The sequence below is a fragment of the Pseudomonas sp. 5Ae-yellow genome (assembly GCF_014077575.1).
Taxonomy (GTDB): Bacteria; Pseudomonadota; Gammaproteobacteria; order Pseudomonadales; family Pseudomonadaceae; genus Halopseudomonas; species Halopseudomonas neustonica.
Window position 1 is genome coordinate 1 of the sequence record NZ_JACGWE010000044.1, and the last position, 23,918, is coordinate 23,918.

Here is a 23,918-nt window from a genome sequence, read left to right on the forward strand (position 1 = left end):
AGTCGCCGCGATGCTCTTGCACCATCCGCACGGCTCGTTCACGGACTTCAGGGGAAAACTTGTTTGTCTTGTTCATGGCTTCATCTTCTCAGGAGTTGAAGCCTCCGCGAAACCCGGGGCGGTTCACATTGAGTTCTGCAGCTTCCAGCAAGCTATAGCCAAGTAAAAACAAGCTTAAATTGAGTTATTGCTCGTTTTTTATATTCCTTCAATCGCCCCCCATTCAGCATCTCAGCCAAAAAACCAAGGCTTACTGGCAGGGAAAGCTTTGCTCGCGCCAAGATAAGCCAGAACCTGGGTATATGTGCCTGAATCAACCTCCACTGCAATACCGAGAAAAAAATTTCAGCAGGTCGAGCGGCAGCTCACCTAGTCTGAAATTCTGCTTGCGACGCGTTCTTATGCCTGACCGCTCTGAGGCAACTCAACTTTATGACCTGGTAGCTGAGCAGATCAAGACATAGCTATCGGGCAGAGGGCCGCGTGTACTTCCCAATAGAGAAACAATGAGTGGCGAAGAGTACGTCGTACCAGATACGGTAGACGAAAATGCTCACGGGAAAGCCAAGTAGCTAGGACGAGATAGATTGGCTATTCAAGAAGGCGACGTCGAGCCACTTTCATTGATTGCTGTTTTAGCACTATCGCGACAGCTCGACGCGGCCTCAGCACTGAGACCGCATGCAAACCAAGACATGCTACCGGGTATGGGCTGAGGTATGGGCTGGCAAGAAGTAGAAAAAACAAAGCCCCTATTTACGGGGCCTTGAGTAAAAATAGTGGCGGAGAGTCAGGGATTCGAACCCTGGGAACTGTTGCCAGTTCAACGGATTTCGAATCCGTCCCGTTCGACCACTCCGGCAACTCTCCAAGTCGGCGCGTATAGTAGCAGCTTTCGCCTGTTTGACGGAAGCTGCCGGCGCGTTCAGGGAAGTTCGACGCCCAGACGCTTGGCGACTTCTTCGTAGGCTTCGATCACGCCGCCCAGGCCCTGACGGAAGCGGTCCTTGTCCATTTTCTTGCGGGTTTCCTTGTCCCATAGGCGGCAGCCGTCGGGGCTAAACTCGTCGCCCAGCACGATTTCACCCTTGAACAGACCAAACTCCAGTTTGAAATCGACCAGCATCAGGCCGGCGTCATCAAACAGGGCTTTGAGTACGTCGTTGACCTGCAGGGTCAGCTCTTGCATGCGCGTGAGCTGCTCGGCGGTGGCCCAGCCGAAGGTGACGACGTGCGACTGGTTAATAAAGGGGTCACCCTTGGCGTCGTCCTTCAGAAACAACTCAAAGGTCGGCGGCGTTAGCGCCATGCCCTCTTCAACACCCAGGCGCTTGACCAGGCTACCGGCCGCGTAGTTTCGCACTACGCATTCGACCGGAATCATGTCGAGCTTTTTGACCAGACACTCGGTATCGGACACCAGGCTGTCGAACTGGGTAGGAATACCGGCGTCCTGCAGTTTTTGCATGATGAAGGCGTTAAAGCGGTTGTTAACCATGCCTTTACGATCGAGCTGTTCGATCTTTTTCCCATCAAAGGCGGAGGTGTCGTTACGGAACAGCAGGATCAGCCGGTCCGGATCATCTGTGGTGTAAACCGATTTGGCCTTACCGCGATACAGTTCAGTACGTTTTTCCATTATCGGCTCCCGCTTTGCGCGCAATGGTGATGGGATAATCCCGAAATAGTCTGCCAAGGCAGGCCCTGATTCTGCTCTGCCAGCAGCAATTCGCCAGACCAACCCGCTAACGCATCAGTTAATGCGTCACGCGCCAGTTCTGGCCGGTTGTTCTTTTCACTGATGTGGGCAATGGCAATGTGCTGCAACTGCTCCAGATCAATCATGCCCAGCAGGCTGGCAGCCTGCTGATTACTCAAATGTCCCAGTTCTCCGCCAACTCGCGCCTTAAGAAAGCCAGGATAGGGACCATACGCCAGCATGTGCGGGTCATAGTTGGCTTCCAGAAAAAGCGCATCCAGCCTGGCGTATTGCTCTACGATCCAGGGTGTAATGCTGCCAGTGTCAGTCAGCACTCCTAAACGCTCGCGGCCATTATCAAACACAAACTGACAAGGCTCGCGCGCATCATGGGGCACCGCGACCGGGCTGACTTCCAGGTCGCCTATCAACAGCGGGCTGTGCAGATCAATCCAGCGCAAATCCAGGCCTTCCTGACGCAAGGCGTAACCCGTGCCGGGCGTCAGGTAGACGGGCAGATCGAAACGACGTGCCAGCTTTGCCACACCCTGAATATGATCAGAGTGCTCGTGCGTCACCAGTACCGCCGTCAGCTGATCACCACCGATACCTGCCTGACGCAGGCGCTGCTCGGTGGAGCGCAGACTGAAGCCGCAATCTACCAGCAGCCGGGTGTTGCCCTGCTCGATCAGCGTACCGTTACCCTTACTACCACTACCAAGGGAACAGTAGCGCACTAGCTCAGGACCCTTCGTTCAGGTTATCCCGGATCTTCTGCAGCAAGTCGCGGGCGACAGTGCCATCAGCGGCCTTTTCGATGCCAGCGTCTACTGTCACTTCAATACGATTAGAGACTGGCGTCAGGCGTACCTGGATCTGGCTCGCCGCCGCGCTCTCGTCTTTCTCGTCTTCGTCGTCGCCGCCAAACCAGCCAGAGAAGAAACCAGGTTCTTCCTTGTCGCTACGCGTCTGATCCAGGTCGACGTAGTACACACCGGAGCTGCGGTTAAAGTCGGTTACCAACACATCGGCACGCGAGAGAGAGTCACCGACTTCAACCCAGGCACGATTAAAGTCAGTGCTCATCGCCAGCACGCTGTTGCCTGCGCCGTCCTGCTCAAGGGAGGTCTGGATCGGACCGATGTTGGCAAGACTGGAGCCCTGGCCACTGTTGCGATTGGCTATGCTCTGGTTGAGGTAGGTTTCCAGCTCGGCCAACAGGCCGCGCTCAAAGCCGGAAATATCGGACCGGCTTGGCCACTCGCTGTCATCATCGCCGATATCGCGGCTTTGATGAATGACTCGCACTTCGCTGGAACCGGCATTGACGCCGGGCTCAAGACGTATGCGAAAACGCTGCTCTTCGCCATCGATACGACGCCCTTCTTCCAGCGTTGGCAGCAAGCGACGAACCAGTGGACTGTAGGCTCCCTTGGAGAAATCCATCCAGTCAGTCGAAAACTGGCTCAGCGCGCGGTCATGCTGCGCCATTGGCACTTGATAATCTGCCCAGAAACGCTCTAGCAAAGGCCATACGTCAGTCGCCGGCAATTGCGCCAACAACCAGCGGTCGCGACCATCCTGCTGCAAGGAAAAGGCTGCAGTATCAGCGCTCGCCAGCATGGGCTGAGGGCGTGGGGTTTCATAATCCTTCGCGGAAACCCCTGTGGCAGAAATCTGCCCTGGAACTGGCAACAAGTCACCAATCGGCTTGCTCTGCAGATCCGCTGGCACCGTCATGCGTGGTTGCACTTGCGCGTCCTGGTAGTCACTGCCGCGATCGCGGAAATAACCTTCATCGCCCATCAGATAACCACAGCCGCTGAGGCTGGCCAGTACACCTATAGTCAGTGCGCTAAGCACAGGCTTCATAAACGTTTCCTTGGTAAACAGGTTTCCGGTTTGATCAAAGCAAGCCGCACTGACGCAGGGCTTCATGAACCGTATCGTGACAACGTGAGCTAAGCGGGGTTAGCGGCAAACGAATACCGTCGGCGATCAGCCCCATTTCCAACAGCGCCCACTTCACCGGAATGGGGTTGGACTCGATAAACAGTGTTTTATGCAGCGGCATCAAGGCATCGTTCATGCTGCGTGCTGCATCATGATCACCACGCAAGGCGGCCGCACACAGCTCGTGCATGGCGCGCGGTGCAACGTTGGCAGTGACCGAAATATTGCCTTTGCCGCCCAACAGGATAAGTTCTGCGGCGGTAGCATCGTCACCGGAATAGACTGCCATGCGGTCGCCTACGCGCTGGATCACTTCCGCTGCGCGCTGCAAGTCACCCGTAGCCTCTTTGATACCGACGATATTGCTGATATCCGCTAGACGCTCAACGGTTTCCGGCAACATATCGCATGCGGTACGGCCTGGAACGTTGTACAGAATCTGCGGAATGGCGACGGTTTCAGCGATATGCTTGTAATGCAGATACAAACCTTCTTGCGTTGGCTTGTTGTAGTAAGGCGTTACCAATAGCGCCGCATCGGCTCCGACGCTGCGGGCAGCTTCAGTCAGCTCGACCGCTTCGCGGGTGGAGTTGGCACCGGTACCGGCAATAACCGGAATACGGCCAGCAACCTGCTGTACCACGCGGCGAATGGCTTCCTTGTGCTCACCCATATCCAGGGTGGCGGACTCGCCAGAGGTGCCCACGGCAACAATGCCATCGGTGCCATTTTCCAGATGAAAGTCAATCAGGCGCTCAAGTGCCTCCCAATCAAGATTCCCGCGGGAATCCATCGGTGTTACCAGCGCCACCAGGCTGCCTGAAATCATGCAACTGCTCCACTTGAAACATTAAACGACAATGGTACTTTCGCCGTGCAGCCAGCACAAGGGACGCCCACACTCAAATAGCACCTGTTGGCCGCTAAAACTGGCAGTTGAACCGCCGGGAGCAGGCTGTGACAATAGCCGCTGCGTTTTCGTGTGCCAACCGGCACTCGTTACCCCTTTTTTTGAGGATCATCATGTCCAGCACCCCCAGTCAACGCGATCAGTATCTGGTCATCAACGTGATGGGTCAGGAAACGACGGCGCTAGCCAGCATGCTGACCCGTCTGTGCACGGAACAGCGCTGCAGCATAGTCAACAGCCGCATGAGCCGACATGGCACGTGCGCAGTGCTGTTGCTTCAGGTCAGTGGCAATTGGGACGCGCTGGCCAGACTCGAAACCCTGTTGCCGCCGCTTGCCAAGCGCGAACACTTTGTGCTGTCGATGAGCCGCAGCCAGAGCATTGAGGAGCGCCCGCAGGCCCTGCCCTACAATGTCTTTGTCACTGCAGCGCAACGACCGGAGCTGGTCGGCGAACTCTGCACTTTCTTCCAGCAGCTCAGCATTGACATTGAAGACCTGCAAAGCTTTACCTACCTGGCGCAGCATACCGGGACAGCGATGATCAACCTCACGCTGACCATTGCCATACCCGCGAGAACGCAGCTTAGCTGGCTGCGAGAGCAGTTCCTGGATTTCTGTGACGAACTCAATCTTGATGCCGTGATCGAACCCTGGCGCCCTTTGCACTGAACCTGACGAGGCAACTATGACCATCGAACTCAACAAGCCACTCCCCGCGTTTACAGCCAAAGCGACCAACGAGCAGACCGTCAGCCCCGAGAGCCTGGCGGGCAGCAAGGCGGTGATCTACTTCTACCCCAAGGACAACACGCCCGGCTGCACGACCGAAGGCCAGGACTTCCGTGATCAGTTTGCCGCATTCCGCGACGCTGGCGCAGTAATCTATGGCGTTTCGCGCGATAGCCTGCGCACCCACGCCAACTTCAAGGCCAAGCATGAGTTTCCCTTTGAGCTGATCAGCGACCCGGAAGAAGAGCTGTGCAAGCTGTTTGACGTAATCAAACTCAAAAAGCTCTATGGCAAGGAGTACGAAGGTATTGAACGCAGCACCTTCCTGATCGATGCCAAGGGCGTGCTGCGGCAGGAGTGGCGCAAGGTCAAGGTGCCCGGGCACGTGGCCGACGTACTGGCGGCCGTGCAAGCGCTTGACTGAGTAACCGCCTGGTTACCCTGCAATGCTTATTGCGGGGTGACCGAGGCGTCCGAGGTATCGCTGGCGGCTTCCAGGCCACGCGGCCAAGCGTAGAGCACAGCCTTGAACAAGGTGGCCAGCGGAATAGCAAAGAACACGCCCCAGAAGCCCCACAACCCGCCAAAGATAAGCACTGCGGCGATGATAGCGACCGGGTGAAGATTAACCGCCTCGGAAAACAGTACCGGCACCAGCACGTTGCCATCGAGCATCTGGATCACGCCGTACACCACCATCAGCACCATAAACTCGTTGCTCAAGCCCCACTGAAACAGGCCAATCATGGCAACGGGAATAGTCACCACCGTAGCGCCTATATAGGGCACCAGCACCGACAACCCCACCAGAACGGCCAACAGGGCTGCGTAGTTAACGCCCAAAATGGCGAACGAGATGTAGGTCACGACCCCCACGATAAGAATCTCAACCGCCTTGCCACGTATATAGTTGCCGATTTGCTCATTCATTTCCTGCCAGACCAGCTTCATCAGCCGTCGCTCGCGGGGTAAATGGCGCACTAACCAACCGGTCAGCTGCTGGCTATCCTTGAGAAAGAAAAACACCAGAATCGGCACCAGTACCAGATACACCAGCATGGTGATAACAAAAGGCAGGCTGGACAGCGACTGCGACAGTACCCATTGGCCAAATTGCCCCACCTCGCCATTGACCGACGAGATCAGGCGCTCAATCTGGGTTTCAGTCACGATAGAGGGGTAGAGCTCGGGCAAATGCATAAGCTGGTCCTGCCACTCACCAATCATGCGCGGCGCTTCATTGAACAGATTCAACATTTGCCGCCAAACCAGCGGCAGAATAACGCCCAACAGCGCAGCCAGGGCGCCGAGAAAGACCAGGAACACCAACCACACCGCGACCCAGTGCGGGAAATGCCAGCGTTGCAGACGCGTGACCAGACCCTGCAGCAAGTAGGCGAGCACCACCCCCGTCAGCAAAGGCGCGAGCTTGTCCCCAAAGGTGATGATGATGGCGAAACCCAACGCCAGTACAACAGCCAGCACCACAGCTTCTTCATCAGAAAAGTAGCGCTGAACCCAACCTTGAAACACTTTTAACATGGTAATTATTCTGCTTTGCGCAACCAATAAAGGAATTCGCCGTCCAATTCGCGGGCGGCCAATAGCTGGTGACCAGAGAGTTCGGCAAAGCGCTGAAAGTCACGCTGCGAACCGGCATCCGTAGCCACCACATGTAGAGTCTGTCCTGATAGTATGCTGTTAAGCGCCTGCTTGGCTTTCAGCAAGGGCAAAGGGCAGCTAAGACCTCGCGCATCAAGATAACAATCGAAAGGCAGGTTTTGTGACTCAGAGACCATGCATACACTCCAGAACGAATGGGCCACAGTATAGCCTTGTCAGCACGCCGACAGACAACTTGTACTCATGGGTATGAAGCAAAATATGACAACGACAAGAACACCCGCTGCACGCTGGCTATCAAGTGCTTTGCTCGGCGCTGCTCTGGTGCTGCCTGCACTGCCTGCGCAGTCCGACGACGGTTATAACCTGCCCACCTTGGGAGACACCAGCTCTTCCATGATGTCACGCGAGCAGGAATACCAACTAGGCCGCACCTGGCTGACGATGCTGCGCGGCGCGGTACCGACACTGGAAGATCCGCAGCTCAAGAGCTTCGTTGAAAGCCGCGTCTACGCGCTGGCAGAAACCAGTCAGCTAGCTGATCGGCGGCTGGCCTTTGTCATGATCGACAGTCCACAACTAAACGCCTTCGCCGCACCCGGCGGCGTTGTCGGCGTAAACGCCGGGTTGTTCTTGCACGCGCAGACTGAAGCTGAATTTGCCTCGGTAATGGCCCACGAACTGGCTCACTTGTCACAACGGCATTTCGCGCGTGGCCTGGAGCAGCAACAAAAGATGCAAGTACCCTTCATGACAGCCATGCTCGCCAGCATAATACTGGCCGCTGCGGGTGGCGGTGACGCCGGCTTTGCGGCACTGGCCTCGACCCAGGCCGCCGCGATTCAGGAGCAGCGCCGCTTCTCGCGACAAAATGAGCAAGAAGCTGACCGTATTGGCCTGACCAACCTGGTCGCCGCTGGCTACGATCCGCTGGCGATGCCCAATATGTTTGAGCGCCTGGCACAACTGAGCCGCTTCGACTCCACTCCGCCCGAGTTCTTGCTGACTCACCCGGTTAGCCAGTCGCGTATGGCTGATACGCGTAACCGTGCAGCGCAACTACCTGTTGGCGGCGAAGACGATACAGTCGAGTACCAGATGATGCGCGCACGCGTGCAGATTCATTACGAGAGTAGCCCGGGGCTCTCAGCGAAACGCTTTGGCATACTGCTGGATGAACACGACGGCAACCATGACGCTGCGCGCTATGGCCTAGCGCTGGCGCTAACCCGTGGCGGCCAGCATGACCAGGCAGAAGAAACCCTGGCACCGTTACTGGAGAAAGAGCCGCACAATCTTACCGTTGCTCTGGCCCAGGTCGAAATCGATAATAACCGTGGCCGACTAGCATCAGCCCTCACTCGCACCCGAGAGCTGTTGCGCAACTACCCTGGCAACTATCCGCTGCAATTTATTGAGGCCGACTTACTCCTCAAACAGCAGAACTACGCCGCGGCCGAGCAAGCCATCAACCGCTTGGCGAGCCAACGCACGGGCGATCCCGATGTCTGGTACCTGGCTGCAGAGATCCGCGGATTGGCGGGCAATATTCTGGGCGTTCATTTGGCTCGGGCCGAGTACTTTATGCTGACAGGCGATACCGACCAGGCCGGCGAGCAGCTTGATCTTGCGCTCAAGCGCGCCAACGGCAGTTTTGTCATGAGCTCACGTATACGCGCACGCCAGGACGAACTGGCGCGCCAGCGCAGACAGATTGAATCGCTTTAAGGCATAGATCCGCTTAATGGATCAACCTTGTCAGCCAGAAGACACCGCGGCGACTGAGCACACTCAGTCGCCGCTAGCGGTCAGGCGTTACCCTTTACCGCCATATTGGCTAAACGGGTGAAGTCGAGCATGCGGTCTAGGGGCTTGACCGCACGTGGAATGAGCTGCGCATCCACCAAGATCTCATCAGTGCCCTGCTCCAGGCTTTGCAGCACGCGTGGCAGCGTGTTCATTGCCATCCATGGGCAGTGAGCACAACTGCGGCACGCCGCACCATTACCCGCGGTAGGCGCATCAATCAACAAACGATCAGGCGCAGCCTGCTGCATCTTGTAAAAAATACCGCGATCGGTCGCGACGATGAAGGTGGGGTTAGGCAACTCCTGCGTCGCCTTGATCAGCTGACTGGTAGAACCAACCACATCCGCCAATTCGACGACTGACTGCGGTGATTCGGGGTGAACCAGCACTGCGGCCTCTGGATGAACCTTGAGCAAGTCTTCCAGCGCTTTGGCCTTGAACTCCTCATGCACGATGCAAGAACCTTCCCACAGCAGCATGTCTGCGCCAGTTTCGCGCTGAATATAGTTACCCAGGTGTTGATCGGGGGCCCAGAGAATCTTCTCACCCTTATCCATCAAATGCTCAACGATTGGTAGTGCGCAACTGGACGTCACGACCCAATCTGCGCGCGCTTTGACCGCCGCCGAGGTATTGGCATAGACCACCACAGTGCGATCTGGATGCTGATCACAAAACGCGGAAAACTCATCAATCGGGCAACCGATATCCAGCGAGCAGGTCGCCTCGAGCGTCGGCATCAGCACGCGCTTCTCCGGACTGAGGATTTTAGCGGTCTCACCCATAAAGCGAACACCCGCAACCAACAAGGTGCTGGCGGGATGATCTCGACCGAAGCGCGCCATCTCAAGGGAGTCAGATACGCAGCCACCGGTCTCTTCAGCCAGCTCCTGCAGTATCGGGTCGGTATAGTAATGCGCTACCAGCACCGCGTTGTGCGCTTTGAGAGAGGCCGCGATACGGGCTTTGTAATCCGCCTTTTCTGCGTCGCTCAGCAGTGCTGGAGCCTTGGCATCAAGGTGTGCCTGCACCAGCAGGCGTTCAGAAATCTGCGACATATTCTCATCCATCCGGAGAACAATAGAAGACCAGGATTGTATCACGCCGCGCTGATGCAGCAGACATGCCGAAGGCGGCTGCGTTACAGGCAGGCTAACGCCGTACCCATCAGCTGGCGTCGACTAGCAGGAAGCTAAAACTGCAGTGCAATGAGAAACAGAACACCGCAAAGCGAGCAATACAGACTCTATGCCTGCTGGCAGACCGCAGCAAATAAGGATTTTAAAGCGAATATCAGGAGGGATCCAAAATGGTGGGTCGTGTAGGATTCGAACCTACGACCAATTGGTTAAAAGCCAACTGCTCTACCAACTGAGCTAACGACCCGTTTGGACGAGCGGTATATTACTGATTTATCAGTTAAATTCAAGCTTTTTTAACACAACCCAATCTTCAACGATAGCGCGTGGGATCCACAAGCCCCGCAGCAGCAAAGCCTTCGGCACGCAGACGGCAGCTGTCGCAGCGACCACAGGCTAACCCGTGCTCGCTCGCCTGGTAGCAGGATACGGTCTGACTGTAATCCACCCCAAGACGAGTACCAGCCTGCACAATTTCGGCTTTACTCAAATGCTGCAGTGGCGCCTGGATACGAAAACCATCCCCTTCAACACCTTCGCGCGTCGCCAGGTTCGCCAGCTGCTCGAAGGCGGCGACAAACTCAGGTCGGCAATCCGGATAGCCCGAGTAGTCCACCGCATTGACACCAATGAAAATATCCCGCGCACTCAGCACTTCTGCCCACCCGAGCGCCAATGCCAGAAATACGGTATTGCGGGCCGGAACGTAGGTCACCGGGATGCCCTGCTGCGCCTGCTCCGGCACTGCCACGTCGGTATCTGTCAGCGCGGAGCCGCCCATACCATCGAAATCAAGGCCAATCACCTTATGCTCGACCACCCCGACAGCTTTCGCCAGCGCCTTTGCGGCGTTCAGCTCGGCTCGATGCCGCTGGCCGTAATCAAAGCTGATGCTGTAACACTGATAACCCTGCGACTGCGCCATCGCCAGCACCGTTGCGGAGTCGAGTCCGCCGGAGAGCAGAACGACCGCTTTAGCGGGAGTATGAGCCGTGGTCATCTAAGGTATCCCAGTGAAGTGGGTAATCGGAGGGCTTAAACCAGAAAAGGCAGCTCGCCAAACAGCGAGCTGCAAAAACAGAAAACGCGGCCAGATGGCCAAAAAGCTCAGTTAAGGGTGTTCAGTTCGCGCCCAGCTAGTTGCGCGGCGGATGAGTCTGGGTACTTACTCACCACTTGCTGAAACAGGTCACGCGCTTTGTCATCGTGCCCCAAGCGACGTTCAACCTCACCCAACTTGTACATTGCATCCGAGCCCTTGCGATGGTCCGGGTAGCGGCTAATCACCTGAGCGAAAGCTTTACCAGCGGAATCAAGATCGGACTGGACCAAATAAACCTCACCCAGCCAGTACTGCGCATTACCTGCGTATTGACTGTCGGGGTAGCGGCGTAAGAAAGCGGTAAAGGCCTGAATAGCCTTATCAAAATCGCGCGTTTTGACAAAGTCAAAAGAAGCGTCATACAACAGCTTTTCGCGCTCCGGATCTGCGGGTGCCGGGGTGGCACTCTCTTCCGGCGCGGAGGCAGCAGGGTCGCCCGACAATGGAGCACCGGTGATTGGCTCTGCAGCCGATGAAGCAGGAGCGCTCTGACTGGACAACCTACGATCAATATCTTCGTAGCGCTCCAGCTGATCGCGTTCCATCTGTTTCAACTTGTAGCCCTGCTCTTCGAGCAGGCCACGCAGCATGGTTACTTCCTGCTGCAGCTGATACAGCTGTTGGTACAACTGGCCTTCACCAGAAAGGCCAGCCGTGGTCTGAGGGGCTACAGAGGAGCCCGGATAGTTGGTGCCGGCATTACCCGAACTACCTTCTGACACCGGCACCTGCGCCATCGCGCCCATGGGTGCGAGAACACAAGCAAGTACAACTCCTCTGAAACCTTTCATAAGACCTCTTTTATTACTTGCGCAGCTCTACGCGACGATTCTGAGCCATGCTTTCTTCGCTAGAACCCATTACAGCAGGCTTCTCTTCGCCATAGGAAACCAGTTCCAGTTGCGCAGGAGAAACGCCTTGCAGTACCAGGTAGCGCTGAACAGCAGCAGCACGACGCTCGCCCAGAGCCATGTTGTATTCACGGGTGCCACGCTCATCAGTGTGACCTTCCAGAACAACGCGGTTACCGGCAGCTTTCAGATCCTTGGCATGAACATCAAGAGAGCGCATGGCCTCTTGCTTCAGCTCGGAACTGTCGTATTCAAAGTAGAACGTGGTAACGGCACGCAGAGCGGCTTCTTCACTGCTCATGCCGTTGTCCATACCTGCGCCAGAAGTGCCTGCGCCGTAACCAGCGTTAGGATCAACTGCACCAGTGCCGGAAGCGTCGCCGCCCTTGGACGAACAACCTACAACAACGCCGAAAGCAACAATCAGAGCAGCCATTTTACCGAACTTGATAACTTCCATGATGAACTCCTATTAACCCCATATGGTTTAGTGTTGGTGCGCCCTATGGCAGGTATGGGGACCATGATGGTACGCGCAGGTCTGTGAACTGAGTCGGAATTACCGACCGCGCACGACCATTTGTCGATACCAGCATGAGTACACCCCGTCCCTGTTGACGGGTAGCATAAATTAACATAACGCCATTGGGTGAGACAGTAGGTGACTCATCCAAAGATGTATCTGTTAAAACCCTCAGATTGCCCCGTTTGAGGTCTTGAGTAGCAATCTGAAAATTACGATAACCTTCCTGACGGTGCACCATAACCATGGTGCGACCATCGACGGAAAGTTTTGCGTTGGCATTATAATTACCAACAAAAGTCAGGCGCTCGGTAGAGCCGCCGTTGATATTCTGTTTGTAGATCTGTGGCTTGCCGCCTCGATCCGAGGTAAAGGCGATGGTGTTGTTGTCCATCCAGCTCGGCTCGGTATCAATCGCAAAATGATTGGTAATACGGCGCATCTGCTTGCTGCCCAGGTCCATCACGTAAATCTCCGGATTGCCGTCGCGCGACAACACAAAGGCCAGGCGATTACCATCTGGCGACCACGCCGGAGCGCCGTTCAAGCCTTCAAAACTGGTGATCCGCTCGCGACGGCCCGTCTGAATATAGTGCACATAAATTTCCGGACGACGCGACTCAAAGGATACATAGGCGATTCGCTGACCGTCCGGCGCATAGGACGGGCTCAAAATCGGCTCACGCGACTGCAACAACGTCGACGCACGCGCGCCATCATAATCGGAGCGCTGCAGCGTGTAACGGGTGTTATCGGCAGAAAAGCGTTCAGCTGCAACGTAAAGCAACTTGGTATTGAACGCACCCTTTATCCCCGTAATTTCCTCGAATACCTCATCGCTCAAATGGTGCGCCATATCGCGCAATTGAGACTGAGTACCGCTCACGGTTTTTGACAGCAAAACCTGCTCACGCAAAATACTGTAGAGACTATAGTTCAGCTCATAGCGGTCTGTGCCCGGCTGATTGGTAACCTGCCCTACCACCACATAGTCAACGCCAATCATTTTCCAGTCACGGGAATTGATCTCTTCACCCCGCACCGGATAACTCAGCATATTGCTGCGCTCCATCGGAGCAAACATACCAGTATTGCGCAAATCGTTGGCACTGATATCCGCCAGGTCTTCAGACAGCGGCGCACTGCCCTGCCAGCCAAAAGGCACCACGGCGATAGGGGTAGCCTTATCGGTACCACTGGTAATTTCAATTGCCTCCTGCGACAGCGCCAGTTGCGCGGTGCACAGGGCAATCACTGCGATCAGTGCTTGCGTAAATCGTTTCATCAGAATGCCAGATCCTCTGGTTTGAAGCGCAACAGCCGTTGTCTATACATACGGTCGAATGCTGCAGGATTATCGCGTGACAGCGTTTGCATTTCCGGGATTCGGCCCACATTTCGGACAGCCTGAACCGCAGATTGATCAAACCCGGGGTCACCACTAGAACGAGTGACCACCACGTCGGTAATTTGCCCCGTAGGCAACATGCTTAACTGAACCTCAACCACCATGCCATTACGTGCTGTCGGCGGCCTGCGCCACTGCTCGCTCACATAACGGCGAATAACATCATCATAATTGGCCGCAACCTGATCACCAGGGCGATCAGCCTGCGCCTGCTGATACTGCGGCTCATCAGATAGCAGTTCCGCCTGCGCCTTGGCCAGCCTTTCTTCCTGGGCCTTACGCGCCGCATCGGCCTCCGCACGTTTCTTCGCTTCTGCCGCCTCGGCAGCCTTACGTCTTTCTTCAGCCGCCGCCTGCGCCTTACGCCTAGCCTCTTCCTCAGCCTTCTTGCGCTCGGCTTCTGCTTCAGCGCGCTTCTTCGCCGCCTCAGCTTCAGCAGCCTGCTCCGCCTCTTCACGCTTCTTGGCGGCAGCTACTTCAGCGGCCTTACGCTGCTCTTCCGCTTTGGCCTGAGCCTCGGATTTCGCCTCGGCAGCGGCTTCAGCTGCTGCTTGTTCAGCGGCCTTTTGCTCTTCGGCCCTTTGCTCTTGCGCTTTCCTCGCCTCAGCCGCAGCCGCTGCTTGCGTGTTCTCTTGCTGCTGCTCCTGTTGTTTCTTGCGCTCCAGCTCTTCCGCTTCATTGCGCTGCGCCGCAGTGCGTTGCGCTTCGCCAGCGATCTTCTGATCGGTCTGCGTAGTAGCGGGGCTCATCGAGTCCAACTGCACCAACGTCGCCTGCACAATCGGCCTGGCAGGCTCAAAGCTGGGCGCCGTGCTGAAAGAGGCAAACAGCAAAATCGCAACCACCAAATGCACCGCCAATGCCTTAAGCAATGGCGATGAATAGCGCCCGGACGTATCAACCCGCCGGCGATTCTCAGGCGTATTCACGGCGCCTCGGTTATCAGGCCGACATTAGGAACACCCGCCTGCTGCAAGGCGCCCATAGCCATCATGATCACGCCGTAGTTCGCGGCCTTGTCGCCACGAATATAAACCAGCGTATCCGGCTTGGCGCGCATGATCTTGGTGACACCTTCCGTCATGGCTTCCAATGAAACCGCACTGTCGGTCTTGTTCTCGGTATCAACCGACTCGCCAAGATTCCAATAATAAGTGCCGTCGGCCAAAACAGAGAGCGTCAGCACCTGCTGGTTGCTGTCAGACGGCAGCACCTCGCTGGAAACTTGTGGCAGATCAACCTTCACACCCTGATTCAACATGGGCGCCGTTACCATGAAGATCACCAGCAACACCAGCATGACGTCGATGTACGGCACGACGTTCATCTCGGCGACCGGCTTACGCTTCTGGCGTCTGCGCTGCATGTGCATACTCATAAATTCTCCAACTTACTCATCACGCGAGTGAACGCGGCGATGCAGGATGCTGGAGAACTCTTCAGCAAAGGTGTAATACCGCCCAATCAGCATCTCTGAGCGGGCAGAGAAACGGTTATACGCCACAACGGCTGGAATAGCCGCAAACAAACCAATAGCCGTAGCGATCAGCGCCTCGGCAATACCCGGCGCCACTGTCGCTAGCGTCGCTTGCTGAACGGTAGCCAGGCCACGGAACGAGTTCATGATGCCCCAGACCGTACCAAACAGACCCACATAAGGGCTGGTGGAGCCCACCGTAGCCAGAAACGACAAATGCTGTTCGAGCTTCTCCTCTTCCCGCGAGATAGCCACGCGCATGGAACGCTGCACCGCATCCATCACCGCATCCGGATCAACACCGGACTGCTGACGCATGCGCGAGAATTCTTTGAAGCCGGCGCGAAATATCTGCTCGAGACCGGAATCTTCATCAGGCGAGCCTGTCACCTGACGGTAAAGCTGGGATAAATCAACACCGGACCAGAAACGATCCTCAAAATCATCCAGCGCATTCTTCGCGGAGCGCATAAAGCTGCTGCGCTGAAAAATCATCACCCATGACACCACAGACGCTGTCAGCAGCGTGAGCATCACCAGCTGTACCAGCACACTGGCGCCTGAAACCAGGTGCCACATAGACATTTGATCAGCTTGCACGCTTCACCACTCCTCGCTTACTCATAGGTTCCCTTCATCGTTATCTGCCGCAACCAATTGGTTGAAGGCATCCCGCATAGTCTCGGGTATTACTCTGGGCCGATATCGGTCTGCACTAACGCAGGCGACTAATACCTCCCCTTCACACAGCAATTCACCATCCGCCCGCTTGACCTGCTGACGGAAGCGAATACTCGCGCGCTTGAGTTCCAAGACAACCGCAGACACGACAAGTTCATCATCCAGGCGCGCAGGCGCGTGATAACGCGCCGATACAGAGTGCACAACAAAGATGACATTTTCTCTTTGTAGAGCACTTTGATCAAACCCGAGAGTACGGACCAGCTCCGTCCGCGCACGCTCCATAAACTTCAGATAATTGACGTAGTAGACGATGCCACCGGCATCGGTATCTTCAAAGTAGACGCGGGCTTTCAGCACGAATGGCGGCCCTGGACGTTCAACGCGCATAATGTAGAGCCAAGTTAAGGTTTTGCATAGTGGGCAACCTCGTTAAATGCAAAATATTTTTTATGGCGAATCTGGCGCTGACGGGTCGTCAAACAAATCCGCCGCATGCGGCGCCATACGACTGGGTAGATTCAAACCAAAGTGCAGATAAGCATGCCGTGTTACTACGCGACCACGGGGCGTACGCATGATGAAGCCCTGCTGAATAAGATAGGGCTCAAGCACGTCTTCGATAGTGTGGCGCTCTTCACTAATAGCCGCCGCCAGGTTATCAATACCCACAGGCCCGCCATCGAACTTGTCGATCATGGTCAGCAGCAATCGTCGATCCATGTGATCAAAGCCCTGCTCGTCAACATCCAGCAAATTCAAGGCCTTATCGGCCACCTCACGGGTGATGGCGCCCTGGCTGCGCACTTCGGCAAAGTCGCGAACCCGGCGCAACAAGCGGTTGGCGATACGCGGCGTACCCCGCGAGCGGCGGGCGATTTCACGCGCGCCCTCCGGGTCCATCTGCAACCCAAGAATGCTTGCTGAACGACCAACAATAGTCGACAGATCATCCACACCATAAAACTCAAGGCGCTGAACGATACCAAAGCGGTCACGCAACGGATTGGTCAGCATGCCGGCGCGCGTGGTGGCGCCTACCAGGGTAAACGGGGGAAGATCGAGCTTGATGGAGCGAGCGGCCGGGCCATCGCCGATCATGATATCGAGCTGATAGTCCTCCATCGCCGGGTAGAGTATCTCCTCCACCACAGGCGAGAGACGATGAATTTCGTCGATAAAGAGAACATCGCCGGCCTCTAGATTGGTCAGCAGCGCGGCAAGATCACCCGCCCGCTCCAGCACCGGGCCAGAGGTGCTTTTTATTTGCGCGCCCATTTCCTGCGCAATGATGTTGGCAAGTGTAGTTTTACCCAGACCGGGCGGGCCAAAAATCAGCACATGATCCAGCGCCTCGCCACGCCCTTTGGCGGCTTTGATGAACAACTCCATCTGCTCGCGCACAGCGGGCTGACCAATATACTCAGCGAGTTTATAAGGCCGAATTGCCCGGTCTATTACATCTTCCTGCTGCCGTGGGGCAGCAGCAATCAAACGATCTTCTTCAAGCATGCGTTATCCATGGTGATAGGTCCTGCGGGCTGGTTACACCATGCCCCTGAGCGCACGGCGAATCAACTCTTCACTGGAGAGCCCTTCCTCGTCGACAGCGGCAACTGCCTTACTGGCTTCCTGCGGCTTGTACCCCAGAGAAATCAGCGCGCTCACGGCATCGGCGCTGGGCTTGGCGGCGGGCGCAGCGGCGTGACCGGCAACCGCCAGTGGCACGCTACCGGGCAGAGACTCCCAGGCTTTGAAGCGATCACGCAACTCAATTAATAGACGCTCTGCGGTTTTCTTGCCAACGCCAGGTACGCGCACCAGCGCGCTGACATCCTGGTGCTGTACCGCCATCACCAGCTCGTCCACTTCCATACCCGACATCAGCGCCAGCGCCAACTTGGGGCCAACGCCGTTCAAGCGAATCAGCTCCCGAAACAGCTCGCGCCCGCGCTTGTCAGAAAACGCATACAACAGCTGAGCGTCTTCGCGCACCACCATATGGGTGTGCAGGGTTACTTGCTCACCCAACGACGGCAACTGGTAAAAAGTACTCATGGGAGCATCCAGCTCGTAACCAACACCCTGCACGTCCAGCACGATGTGTGGCGGCTGCTTTTCCAGCAGAACTCCGGTCAAACGTCCTATCACTCAGCTACTCCCTGATTCTGTTCAACGCCGGCGCAGGCGACCACAACGCATCGCCAACGCCGAATTGCCCAACTGTTTCTGTACGCCGCTGAGGTGCGCATGACAAAGCGCGATCGCCAGCGCATCAGCGGCATCGGCTTGCGGCGTGCCGGCCAGGCTCAGCAACTGGGTCACCATATGCTGCACCTGCTTCTTATCCGCTGCGCCGGTCCCTACCACTGATTGCTTTACCTGCCTTGCGCTGTACTCATTCACCGCCAACCCGGCATTCACCGCAGCGACAATAGCGGCTCCCCTTGCCTGCCCCAGCTTCAGGGCCGAGTCCGGATTACGCGCCATAAACACCTGCTCGATACTGACGACAGTCGGTTGATACTGGGTTATCAGTTCGGATAAATACTGAAAAATCTTTTGCAGGCGCTCAGGAAATGGGCCATCGCCAAGACGAATACAGCCAGAAGTAACATATTCACAGCGGCCAGCCTGGTGTCGCACGATACCGAAACCGGTAATCCGCGAGCCGGGGTCAATCCCCAGTATCAGTGACATTACGCTGCAGCCCTCGCCGTTCAGTACCGTGAAATCGCTATAAAAAAGGGAGGCACCAGCCTCCCTTGGGTCAGAGTCTACGCCAGGTTCACCCTAGCTGCTCGATGATTTCGTCGCTGATTTCTGCGTTGGAATAGACGTTTTGCACATCGTCCAGATCTTCCAGCATATCGACCAGGCGCACGATCTTCTCGGCGGTATCCAGATCCAGCTCCGCCACCGTACTGGGGATCATAGCTACGTCAGCGGAATCGCCACCAAAGCCGGCTGATTCAAGCCCGTCACGTACCGTACCAAAGTCTTCAAAGCGGCTAAATACGTCGAACGAGCCGTCATCATTGGCGACCACATCCTCAGCACCTGCCTCCAGTGCCGCCTCCATGAGTGCATCTTCATCCACTCCCGGCGCAAAACTGATCTGCCCGCGCTTGGTAAACAGATAGGCGACTGAGCCATCCGTACCCAAGTTACCACCACACTTGTTAAACGCGTGGCGCACTTCACTCACGGTGCGATTACGGTTATCGGTCATGGCTTCAACCAGAATAGCCACACCGCCGGCACCGTAGCCCTCGTAGGTGAGCTCTTCCATGTTATCGGCATCATTGCTGCCGTCACCCCGAGCAATAGCACGGTCGATGGTGTCGCGGGTCATGTTCGCACCCAGCGCCTTATCGACCGCAGTACGCAAGCGGGGGTTGTCCGCCGGATTACCGCCGCCCACTCTCGCCGATACCGTCAACTCACGAATCAGCTTGGTAAAGATCTTGCCGCGCTTGGCATCCTGCGCTGCCTTGCGATGCTTGATATTGGCCCACTTGGAATGACCGGCCATAACCCTTGACTCCGAATACCTGAATACATTGCCCTGCTCCGCCATCAGACGGAGCAGACCCTGCGCATTACTCGACCTTGGCCTGCTCGCGCAGACGAATATTCAACTCGCGCAGCGCCTTCTGATCGACCAGACCCGGCGCTTGCGTCATAACACAGGCCGCACTCTGGGTTTTCGGGAAGGCAATCACTTCACGAATCGACTGCGCACCCGTGACCAGCATCACCAGACGGTCCAGACCAAAGGCCAGACCACCGTGCGGTGGCGCGCCAAACTTCAGAGCATCAAGCAGGAAGCCGAACTTCTCCTGCTGCTCCTCGGCGCTGATGCCCAGAATATTGAACACCGCCTGCTGCATTTCCTTGCTGTGAATACGGATCGAACCACCACCCAGCTCGGTACCATTGAGCACCATGTCATAGGCGCGTGAGAGTGCCGTCGCGGGCTCGGCCTGCAGCTCTTCCGGGGAGCACTTGGGTGCGGTGAACGGGTGATGCAGGGCGGACAGCGAGCCATCATCGTTCTCTTCGAACATCGGGAAGTCGACAACCCACAGCGGCGCCCACTCGGATGTCAGCAGCTCCAGATCGGTACCCAGCTTGATACGCAAAGCGCCCAGCGCTTCAGAAACGATCTTGGCCTTGTCTGCACCGAAGAAAACCAGGTCACCATCAACCGCACCAACGCGATCCAGGATAACTTCCAGGTTCTCTTCCGGAATGAACTTGACGATCGGCGACTGCAAACCTTCCAGCCCCTTCGCGCGCTCGTTGACCTTGATATAGGCCAAACCCTTGGCGCCATAGATGCCGACAAACTTGGTGTAATCGTCAATCTGTTTACGCGGCATGCTGGCACCGCCTGGCACGCGCAACGCAGCAACACGGCCCTTTGGATCATTTGCCGGGCCGCTGAACACCTTGAACTCGACGCCAGCCAACTGATCAGCAACGTCTACCAACTCCAGCGGGTTACGCAGATCCGGCTTGTCAGAGCCGTAACGGCGCATGGCTTCTTCAAAGGTCATATGCGGGAAATCGCCAAGATCGACATCCAGCACCTGCTTGAACAGCTGACGAATCATGCCTTCAGTCAGCCCCATGATATCGGCTTCATCAAGGAAGCTGGTTTCGATATCGATCTGGGTAAACTCGGGCTGACGATCAGCGCGCAGATCCTCATCGCGGAAACACTTGGCGATTTGATAGTAACGATCAAAGCCCGACACCATCAGCAGCTGCTTAAACAGCTGAGGCGACTGCGGCAGTGCGAAGAAATGGCCGGGATGGGTGCGGCTAGGCACCAGATAATCGCGCGCACCTTCAGGGGTGGCACGGGTGAGAATGGGGGTTTCCACATCAAGGAAGCCATTCTCATCGAGATAACGACGAATGCTGCTGGTGATCTGCGAGCGCAGTTTCAGCTTGGCAGCCATCTCTGGGCGACGCAGGTCGATAAAACGATAACGAAGACGGGTTTCTTCGCCGACGTCGGAGTACTCATTCAGCGGGAACGGCGGCGTTTCTGCCTGATTGAGTACTTCCAGCTCATAGCCCAGCACTTCAATGGCACCGGACGCCATGTTCGGATTGACCGCACCGGCAGGGCGAGCGCGCACCTTGCCGCGGATCCGCACTACGTACTCGCTACGCACACTATCAGCCAGAGCGAAGGTTTCCTCACGATCAGGGTCAAACACCACCTGAGCCAGGCCCTCACGATCGCGAATATCAAGAAAAATCACACCACCGTGGTCGCGACGGCGATGAACCCAGCCGCAAAGAGTGATTTCCTGATCCGCCAGCGTTTCATTCAACTGGCCGCAATAGTGGGTACGCATCATGGTGTGGAGCTTCCTGTGATCGGCAAAATGGAAGTATCCGAACGCACCGGCTTGTGCCGCTGAAAAAGGCGCGCGGATAAAAACGGCATAATATACCGGAAAACCGGGCATCAATGGGAGACATAACCGCAGCAGTTTGCCGCTGAGTGCGATGACTGGCCGTCTCAGTAGCCGAGCGACGCTCTTGGCCGCTGGCACATCATCCGCTCGCACGGCCGCCAAATACGAGCAAAACAGCATTTCGCAGCACAACCGTACCAGGCAGGATCAGCACCAGCGCTGTAGATTTACTCCAGGCGACCCGGTAAATTGTTGCCACTGATCGGAACTGACGCACACTTTATTGATCTGAAGATTACCTAGTTCGGACCAAAGCAAGGAGCCATAATGAAAATTGATATCGGCATTACCGAAGCAGATCGCGCAAAAATCGCTGACGGGCTTTCCCACCTGCTTGCGGACACTTACACGCTCTATTTAAAAACCCATAACTTCCACTGGAACGTCAAAGGCCCGATGTTCCAGACACTGCACCTGATGTTCGAAACGCACTATAACGAACTAGCATTGGCTGTCGATGAAATCGCCGAGCGTATCCGCACCCTAGGATTCCCGGCACCAGGTACTTACAAACAGTTTGTCGAACTGAGCTCAATCAAAGAGGAAGACGGCGTACCCGAAGCCAAGGACATGATCAAACTTTTGGTAGAAGGTCATGAAGCCTGTGTGCGCACCTCACGCAGTATCTTCCCGGTCTGTGACGAGACACACGACGAACCTACTGCTGACCTGCTAACCCAGCGAATGCAAGTGCACGAAAAAACCGCCTGGATGCTACGTAGCCTGCTGGAAAGCTAAGACCCCAGCGCTGGCGGCCAAACCGCTGCCAGCGCCCCTGATATACCTTGGTAGCAAAGCGAATTTCGGGTTAGAGTGCGGCGCGGCCAACCAAACCATGCGGCCGCTAAATTTAATTCGCAGCAACACCATCACAATACGTATTCAGGGTGAATAATTTGAAAATCCTTCGTTACCTGCATTTGACCATTGGTCTCGCGGCATTGCTCGCTGGCCTCTACAGCATTATCCCGTTCCTGACTGAAAGCAGCCCTATAGATCACATCGGCCTGCTCGCCCTACTGACTGGCCTGATCAACTTGCAGCAACATAACCAGCGCGAGCACGCCGAGAGCGGCTTGCCCGGCGCAGTGGCTTTGCTGGCATCCGCACTAATGATCATCGCTGCGTGCATCGCCTTCAGCGCCTTGGTCATAAACAGCACCATTTCCACGCTGGCAATCTGGGCGCTAAGCATGAGCATCGTCGGCGTCTGCCTGCACACAGCGCTGGTACTGGGCTGCGAACTGAAGAGCCTGATAGCTCGCCGCCAAGCGGCCGCTCCTGCCAAGCCAAAGACGAAAACCAAAGTTGCAAAGCCATCCAAAGGCGAAAAGCGCGAAGAGGGCACGGTGAAATGGTTCAATACCAACAAGGGCTTCGGCTTTATTTCCCGCGACTCTGGCTCTGATATCTTTGTGCACTTTCGCGCCATTCAGGGCGAAGGACACCGCTTTCTGCAGGAAGGACAGCGTGTCAGCTACGTAGTAGCCGAACGCGAAAAAGGCTTGCAAGCTGAACAGGTCGACATCATCAGCTAAAAAAGGCTGGGGCCTGCGACATCACTGTCCAGGCCCCAGTATTTAGCTGTCCGCTCTCAGTAGTGGGGTGGCGGCTGATCATCACTGGATTCACCCGGCATAAGCGTCACCATCTCGGCCTGTCTTTTGGCAATCAGCTCTAGCGAACGCCGCATCTTTTCCAACAATATCTGCTGTTGACCCAGGGCATCATTAAGACTCTGAATAGTGTCATCCTGAAACGCCAAACGGGTTTCCAGCTCATCCAGGCGTGCCTGCCACACCTTTGACTCACCAACACTCATCATGCTGTCTCCGCAAATTTAAAATCTTCTCTTAGCGCCAAACGCAGGGGTTCAAGTCGCCGTGCAATATCACCAGGCTTGTATGCCTTCGCAGGTAGCCGCCCCCAAACGGGCGCCGGCCAGGCGTCGTCGCCGTGATAACGCACAATATGATGAATGTGCAGCTGACTGACCATATTGCCCAAAGCCGCCACGTTCAACTTATCCGCCTCATAGACCTGATGCAGGGTGCGCGACAAATGGATTGATTCCCGACTCAGCTGCGCCTGATCACTTTCACTCAGCTGGAAAATCTCTGTAATATCCTGTTTGCGAGGCACCAGAATAAACCAGGGATAGCGTGAGTCCTTACTCAACAAAAGCCGGCATAGCGGGAAGTCGCCCACGACTATGCAATCTTTGTCTAATTGCGGGTGAAGATAAAACATGAAAAAACTCCGATTAGCCAGCAGGCGCTCAAAGCGCCCCACCAATTTTAAGCCATCCCACGCGCCGGGACGGACAACATAAAATGCAGACCGTTCACAAAAACGAACAAAAAAAGTCGATAAATAACTTTTAATTCTCGGCGGTTGCAGGAGCTGAGTGCAACACGGTTATTGAATTGACGCAGGAGCATCATATTGCATAGCCAAGGCTTTCTGCATCACTTCGCTCATGACTTCGATAGGACATTTGAAATCGAAGCGCTT

Annotated in this window: 27 protein-coding genes and 2 tRNA genes; 5 read left to right on the forward strand and 24 right to left on the reverse strand. The window is 55.9% G+C overall.

The window, feature by feature from the left end; translation table 11 throughout:
• Window positions 1–780: 780 nt before the first annotated feature.
• The 5 genes from H4J77_RS16840 to dapA form a co-directional block, all read right to left on the reverse strand.
• Window positions 781–870, reverse strand: a tRNA-Ser gene (locus tag H4J77_RS16840).
• A gap of 55 nt (window positions 871–925) precedes the next feature.
• Window positions 926–1,639, reverse strand: coding sequence for a phosphoribosylaminoimidazolesuccinocarboxamide synthase (gene purC, locus H4J77_RS16845; RefSeq protein ID WP_182249552.1), 714 nt, complete (start codon window positions 1,637–1,639; stop codon window positions 926–928).
• Window positions 1,639–2,436, reverse strand: a complete 798-nt coding sequence (locus H4J77_RS16850; RefSeq protein WP_182249554.1) for an MBL fold metallo-hydrolase — start codon at window positions 2,434–2,436, stop codon at window positions 1,639–1,641. Before H4J77_RS16850 ends, purC begins: the two co-directional genes overlap by 1 nt.
• A 4-nt stretch (window positions 2,437–2,440) precedes the next feature.
• Window positions 2,441–3,571, reverse strand: a complete 1,131-nt coding sequence (gene bamC / locus H4J77_RS16855; protein WP_182249556.1) for an outer membrane protein assembly factor BamC — start codon at window positions 3,569–3,571, stop codon at window positions 2,441–2,443.
• Window positions 3,572–3,605: 34 nt separating this feature from the next.
• On the reverse strand, window positions 3,606–4,481 hold the full coding sequence (gene dapA / locus H4J77_RS16860) for a 4-hydroxy-tetrahydrodipicolinate synthase (protein ID WP_182249558.1): 876 nt from the start codon (window positions 4,479–4,481) through the stop codon (window positions 3,606–3,608).
• A 194-nt stretch (window positions 4,482–4,675) separates the two neighbouring features.
• Here dapA and H4J77_RS16865 point away from each other — a divergent pair, with 194 nt between their 5' ends.
• Both H4J77_RS16865 and H4J77_RS16870 read left to right on the forward strand, forming a co-directional pair.
• Window positions 4,676–5,233, forward strand: a complete 558-nt coding sequence (locus tag H4J77_RS16865) for a glycine cleavage system protein R (RefSeq protein WP_123890801.1) — start codon at window positions 4,676–4,678, stop codon at window positions 5,231–5,233.
• A 16-nt stretch (window positions 5,234–5,249) separates the two neighbouring features.
• On the forward strand, window positions 5,250–5,717 hold the full coding sequence (locus H4J77_RS16870) for a peroxiredoxin (protein WP_123890802.1): 468 nt from the start codon (window positions 5,250–5,252) through the stop codon (window positions 5,715–5,717).
• A 26-nt stretch (window positions 5,718–5,743) separates the two neighbouring features.
• On the opposite strand, the gene H4J77_RS16875 is transcribed toward H4J77_RS16870, so the two are convergent.
• Both H4J77_RS16875 and H4J77_RS16880 read right to left on the reverse strand, forming a co-directional pair.
• Window positions 5,744–6,835 (reverse strand): AI-2E family transporter, encoded by a 1,092-nt coding sequence (locus H4J77_RS16875; protein WP_123890803.1) that lies wholly within the window; start codon window positions 6,833–6,835, stop codon window positions 5,744–5,746.
• 5 nt (window positions 6,836–6,840) lie between these two features.
• Entirely contained in the window at window positions 6,841–7,092 is a 252-nt protein-coding gene (locus H4J77_RS16880; protein ID WP_123890804.1) for a sulfurtransferase TusA family protein, read from the reverse strand.
• Between the two features lie 85 nt (window positions 7,093–7,177).
• Here H4J77_RS16880 and H4J77_RS16885 point away from each other — a divergent pair, with 85 nt between their 5' ends.
• Window positions 7,178–8,644, forward strand: coding sequence for a M48 family metalloprotease (locus H4J77_RS16885; RefSeq protein WP_182249560.1), 1,467 nt, complete (start codon window positions 7,178–7,180; stop codon window positions 8,642–8,644).
• Window positions 8,645–8,724: 80 nt separating this feature from the next.
• On the opposite strand, the gene nadA is transcribed toward H4J77_RS16885, so the two are convergent.
• From nadA to aspS, 15 genes are all read right to left on the reverse strand, one after another.
• Window positions 8,725–9,783, reverse strand: coding sequence for a quinolinate synthase NadA (gene nadA, locus H4J77_RS16890; protein WP_123890806.1), 1,059 nt, complete (start codon window positions 9,781–9,783; stop codon window positions 8,725–8,727).
• A gap of 252 nt (window positions 9,784–10,035) precedes the next feature.
• Window positions 10,036–10,111: transfer RNA gene (locus tag H4J77_RS16895), tRNA-Lys, on the reverse strand.
• A gap of 66 nt (window positions 10,112–10,177) precedes the next feature.
• A complete protein-coding gene (gene queC, locus H4J77_RS16900; RefSeq protein WP_182249562.1) occupies window positions 10,178–10,864 on the reverse strand; it encodes a 7-cyano-7-deazaguanine synthase QueC in 687 nt (228 codons plus the stop codon).
• Between the two features lie 107 nt (window positions 10,865–10,971).
• Entirely contained in the window at window positions 10,972–11,757 is a 786-nt protein-coding gene (ybgF, locus tag H4J77_RS16905; protein ID WP_182249564.1) for a tol-pal system protein YbgF, read from the reverse strand.
• A 13-nt stretch (window positions 11,758–11,770) separates the two neighbouring features.
• A complete protein-coding gene (gene pal, locus H4J77_RS16910; protein WP_182249566.1) occupies window positions 11,771–12,277 on the reverse strand; it encodes a peptidoglycan-associated lipoprotein Pal in 507 nt (168 codons plus the stop codon).
• A gap of 43 nt (window positions 12,278–12,320) precedes the next feature.
• Window positions 12,321–13,625, reverse strand: coding sequence for a Tol-Pal system beta propeller repeat protein TolB (tolB, locus tag H4J77_RS16915; RefSeq protein ID WP_182249568.1), 1,305 nt, complete (start codon window positions 13,623–13,625; stop codon window positions 12,321–12,323).
• Window positions 13,625–14,677: a cell envelope integrity protein TolA gene (tolA, locus tag H4J77_RS16920; protein ID WP_182249570.1), complete on the reverse strand. Its 1,053-nt coding sequence runs from the start codon at window positions 14,675–14,677 to the stop codon at window positions 13,625–13,627. Before tolA ends, tolB begins: the two co-directional genes overlap by 1 nt.
• The gene (gene tolR, locus H4J77_RS16925) at window positions 14,674–15,114 is read right to left on the reverse strand and encodes a protein TolR (protein WP_123890858.1); all 441 of its coding nucleotides are present in this window, start codon (window positions 15,112–15,114) and stop codon (window positions 14,674–14,676) included. The genes tolA and tolR overlap by 4 nt, the downstream gene beginning before the upstream one ends.
• Window positions 15,115–15,138: 24 nt before the next feature.
• Window positions 15,139–15,810, reverse strand: coding sequence for a protein TolQ (tolQ, locus tag H4J77_RS16930; RefSeq protein WP_123890859.1), 672 nt, complete (start codon window positions 15,808–15,810; stop codon window positions 15,139–15,141).
• A 36-nt stretch (window positions 15,811–15,846) separates the two neighbouring features.
• Complete coding sequence (ybgC, locus tag H4J77_RS16935) at window positions 15,847–16,296, reverse strand: tol-pal system-associated acyl-CoA thioesterase (protein WP_123890812.1); 450 nt, start codon at window positions 16,294–16,296, stop codon at window positions 15,847–15,849.
• 60 nt (window positions 16,297–16,356) lie between these two features.
• Complete coding sequence (gene ruvB / locus H4J77_RS16940; protein ID WP_123890813.1) at window positions 16,357–17,418, reverse strand: Holliday junction branch migration DNA helicase RuvB; 1,062 nt, start codon at window positions 17,416–17,418, stop codon at window positions 16,357–16,359.
• A gap of 33 nt (window positions 17,419–17,451) precedes the next feature.
• Entirely contained in the window at window positions 17,452–18,057 is a 606-nt protein-coding gene (gene ruvA, locus H4J77_RS16945) for a Holliday junction branch migration protein RuvA (RefSeq protein ID WP_123890814.1), read from the reverse strand.
• Window positions 18,058–18,078: 21 nt separating this feature from the next.
• The gene (gene ruvC, locus H4J77_RS16950; RefSeq protein WP_182249572.1) at window positions 18,079–18,606 is read right to left on the reverse strand and encodes a crossover junction endodeoxyribonuclease RuvC; all 528 of its coding nucleotides are present in this window, start codon (window positions 18,604–18,606) and stop codon (window positions 18,079–18,081) included.
• A gap of 88 nt (window positions 18,607–18,694) precedes the next feature.
• On the reverse strand, window positions 18,695–19,441 hold the full coding sequence (locus tag H4J77_RS16955; RefSeq protein WP_123890816.1) for a YebC/PmpR family DNA-binding transcriptional regulator: 747 nt from the start codon (window positions 19,439–19,441) through the stop codon (window positions 18,695–18,697).
• A 67-nt stretch (window positions 19,442–19,508) separates the two neighbouring features.
• A complete protein-coding gene (aspS, locus tag H4J77_RS16960; RefSeq protein WP_182249574.1) occupies window positions 19,509–21,284 on the reverse strand; it encodes an aspartate--tRNA ligase in 1,776 nt (591 codons plus the stop codon).
• A 387-nt stretch (window positions 21,285–21,671) separates the two neighbouring features.
• Between aspS and H4J77_RS16965 the strand changes: the two genes are divergently transcribed.
• Both H4J77_RS16965 and H4J77_RS20225 read left to right on the forward strand, forming a co-directional pair.
• Window positions 21,672–22,142, forward strand: coding sequence for a Dps family protein (locus H4J77_RS16965; RefSeq protein ID WP_123890818.1), 471 nt, complete (start codon window positions 21,672–21,674; stop codon window positions 22,140–22,142).
• A gap of 158 nt (window positions 22,143–22,300) precedes the next feature.
• Window positions 22,301–22,942 (forward strand): cold-shock protein, encoded by a 642-nt coding sequence (locus tag H4J77_RS20225; RefSeq protein WP_305955065.1) that lies wholly within the window; start codon window positions 22,301–22,303, stop codon window positions 22,940–22,942.
• A 56-nt stretch (window positions 22,943–22,998) separates the two neighbouring features.
• Here the strand turns inward: H4J77_RS20225 and H4J77_RS16975 are convergent, their stop codons facing one another.
• Together H4J77_RS16975 and H4J77_RS16980 are read right to left on the reverse strand one after the other, a co-directional pair.
• Complete coding sequence (locus H4J77_RS16975; protein ID WP_123890861.1) at window positions 22,999–23,226, reverse strand: SlyX family protein; 228 nt, start codon at window positions 23,224–23,226, stop codon at window positions 22,999–23,001.
• Window positions 23,226–23,654 carry an HIT domain-containing protein gene (locus tag H4J77_RS16980; protein ID WP_123890819.1) on the reverse strand — a complete coding sequence of 143 codons (429 nt, stop codon included), beginning with the start codon at window positions 23,652–23,654 and terminating at the stop codon, window positions 23,226–23,228. Before H4J77_RS16980 ends, H4J77_RS16975 begins: the two co-directional genes overlap by 1 nt.
• Window positions 23,655–23,918 lie beyond the last annotated feature (264 nt).

Excerpts from the sequence above, each read along its gene's own strand:
- nadA (WP_123890806.1), bottom strand. The coding sequence starts at position 9,783 with ATGTCGCAGATTTCTGAACGCCTGCTGGTGCAGGCACACCTTGATGCC.
- H4J77_RS16955 (WP_123890816.1), bottom strand. The coding sequence starts at position 19,441 with ATGGCCGGTCATTCCAAGTGGGCCAATATCAAGCATCGCAAGGCAGCG.
- H4J77_RS16870 (WP_123890802.1), top strand. The coding sequence starts at position 5,250 with ATGACCATCGAACTCAACAAGCCACTCCCCGCGTTTACAGCCAAAGCG.
- pal (WP_182249566.1), bottom strand. The coding sequence starts at position 12,277 with ATGGAAGTTATCAAGTTCGGTAAAATGGCTGCTCTGATTGTTGCTTTC.
- ruvB (WP_123890813.1), bottom strand. The coding sequence starts at position 17,418 with ATGCTTGAAGAAGATCGTTTGATTGCTGCTGCCCCACGGCAGCAGGAA.
- H4J77_RS16975 (WP_123890861.1), bottom strand. The coding sequence starts at position 23,226 with ATGAGTGTTGGTGAGTCAAAGGTGTGGCAGGCACGCCTGGATGAGCTG.
- tolB (WP_182249568.1), bottom strand. The coding sequence starts at position 13,625 with ATGAAACGATTTACGCAAGCACTGATCGCAGTGATTGCCCTGTGCACC.
- H4J77_RS16965 (WP_123890818.1), top strand. The coding sequence starts at position 21,672 with ATGAAAATTGATATCGGCATTACCGAAGCAGATCGCGCAAAAATCGCT.
- queC (WP_182249562.1), bottom strand. The coding sequence starts at position 10,864 with ATGACCACGGCTCATACTCCCGCTAAAGCGGTCGTTCTGCTCTCCGGC.
- H4J77_RS16865 (WP_123890801.1), top strand. The coding sequence starts at position 4,676 with ATGTCCAGCACCCCCAGTCAACGCGATCAGTATCTGGTCATCAACGTG.
- aspS (WP_182249574.1), bottom strand. The coding sequence starts at position 21,284 with ATGATGCGTACCCACTATTGCGGCCAGTTGAATGAAACGCTGGCGGAT.
- tolR (WP_123890858.1), bottom strand. The coding sequence starts at position 15,114 with ATGCAGCGCAGACGCCAGAAGCGTAAGCCGGTCGCCGAGATGAACGTC.
- H4J77_RS16885 (WP_182249560.1), top strand. The coding sequence starts at position 7,178 with ATGACAACGACAAGAACACCCGCTGCACGCTGGCTATCAAGTGCTTTG.
- bamC (WP_182249556.1), bottom strand. The coding sequence starts at position 3,571 with ATGAAGCCTGTGCTTAGCGCACTGACTATAGGTGTACTGGCCAGCCTC.
- ybgC (WP_123890812.1), bottom strand. The coding sequence starts at position 16,296 with ATGCGCGTTGAACGTCCAGGGCCGCCATTCGTGCTGAAAGCCCGCGTC.
- ruvC (WP_182249572.1), bottom strand. The coding sequence starts at position 18,606 with ATGTCACTGATACTGGGGATTGACCCCGGCTCGCGGATTACCGGTTTC.
- H4J77_RS16980 (WP_123890819.1), bottom strand. The coding sequence starts at position 23,654 with ATGTTTTATCTTCACCCGCAATTAGACAAAGATTGCATAGTCGTGGGC.
- ybgF (WP_182249564.1), bottom strand. The coding sequence starts at position 11,757 with ATGAAAGGTTTCAGAGGAGTTGTACTTGCTTGTGTTCTCGCACCCATG.
- purC (WP_182249552.1), bottom strand. The coding sequence starts at position 1,639 with ATGGAAAAACGTACTGAACTGTATCGCGGTAAGGCCAAATCGGTTTAC.
- tolQ (WP_123890859.1), bottom strand. The coding sequence starts at position 15,810 with ATGTCTATGTGGCACCTGGTTTCAGGCGCCAGTGTGCTGGTACAGCTG.
- H4J77_RS16880 (WP_123890804.1), bottom strand. The coding sequence starts at position 7,092 with ATGGTCTCTGAGTCACAAAACCTGCCTTTCGATTGTTATCTTGATGCG.
- H4J77_RS16875 (WP_123890803.1), bottom strand. The coding sequence starts at position 6,835 with ATGTTAAAAGTGTTTCAAGGTTGGGTTCAGCGCTACTTTTCTGATGAA.
- dapA (WP_182249558.1), bottom strand. The coding sequence starts at position 4,481 with ATGATTTCAGGCAGCCTGGTGGCGCTGGTAACACCGATGGATTCCCGC.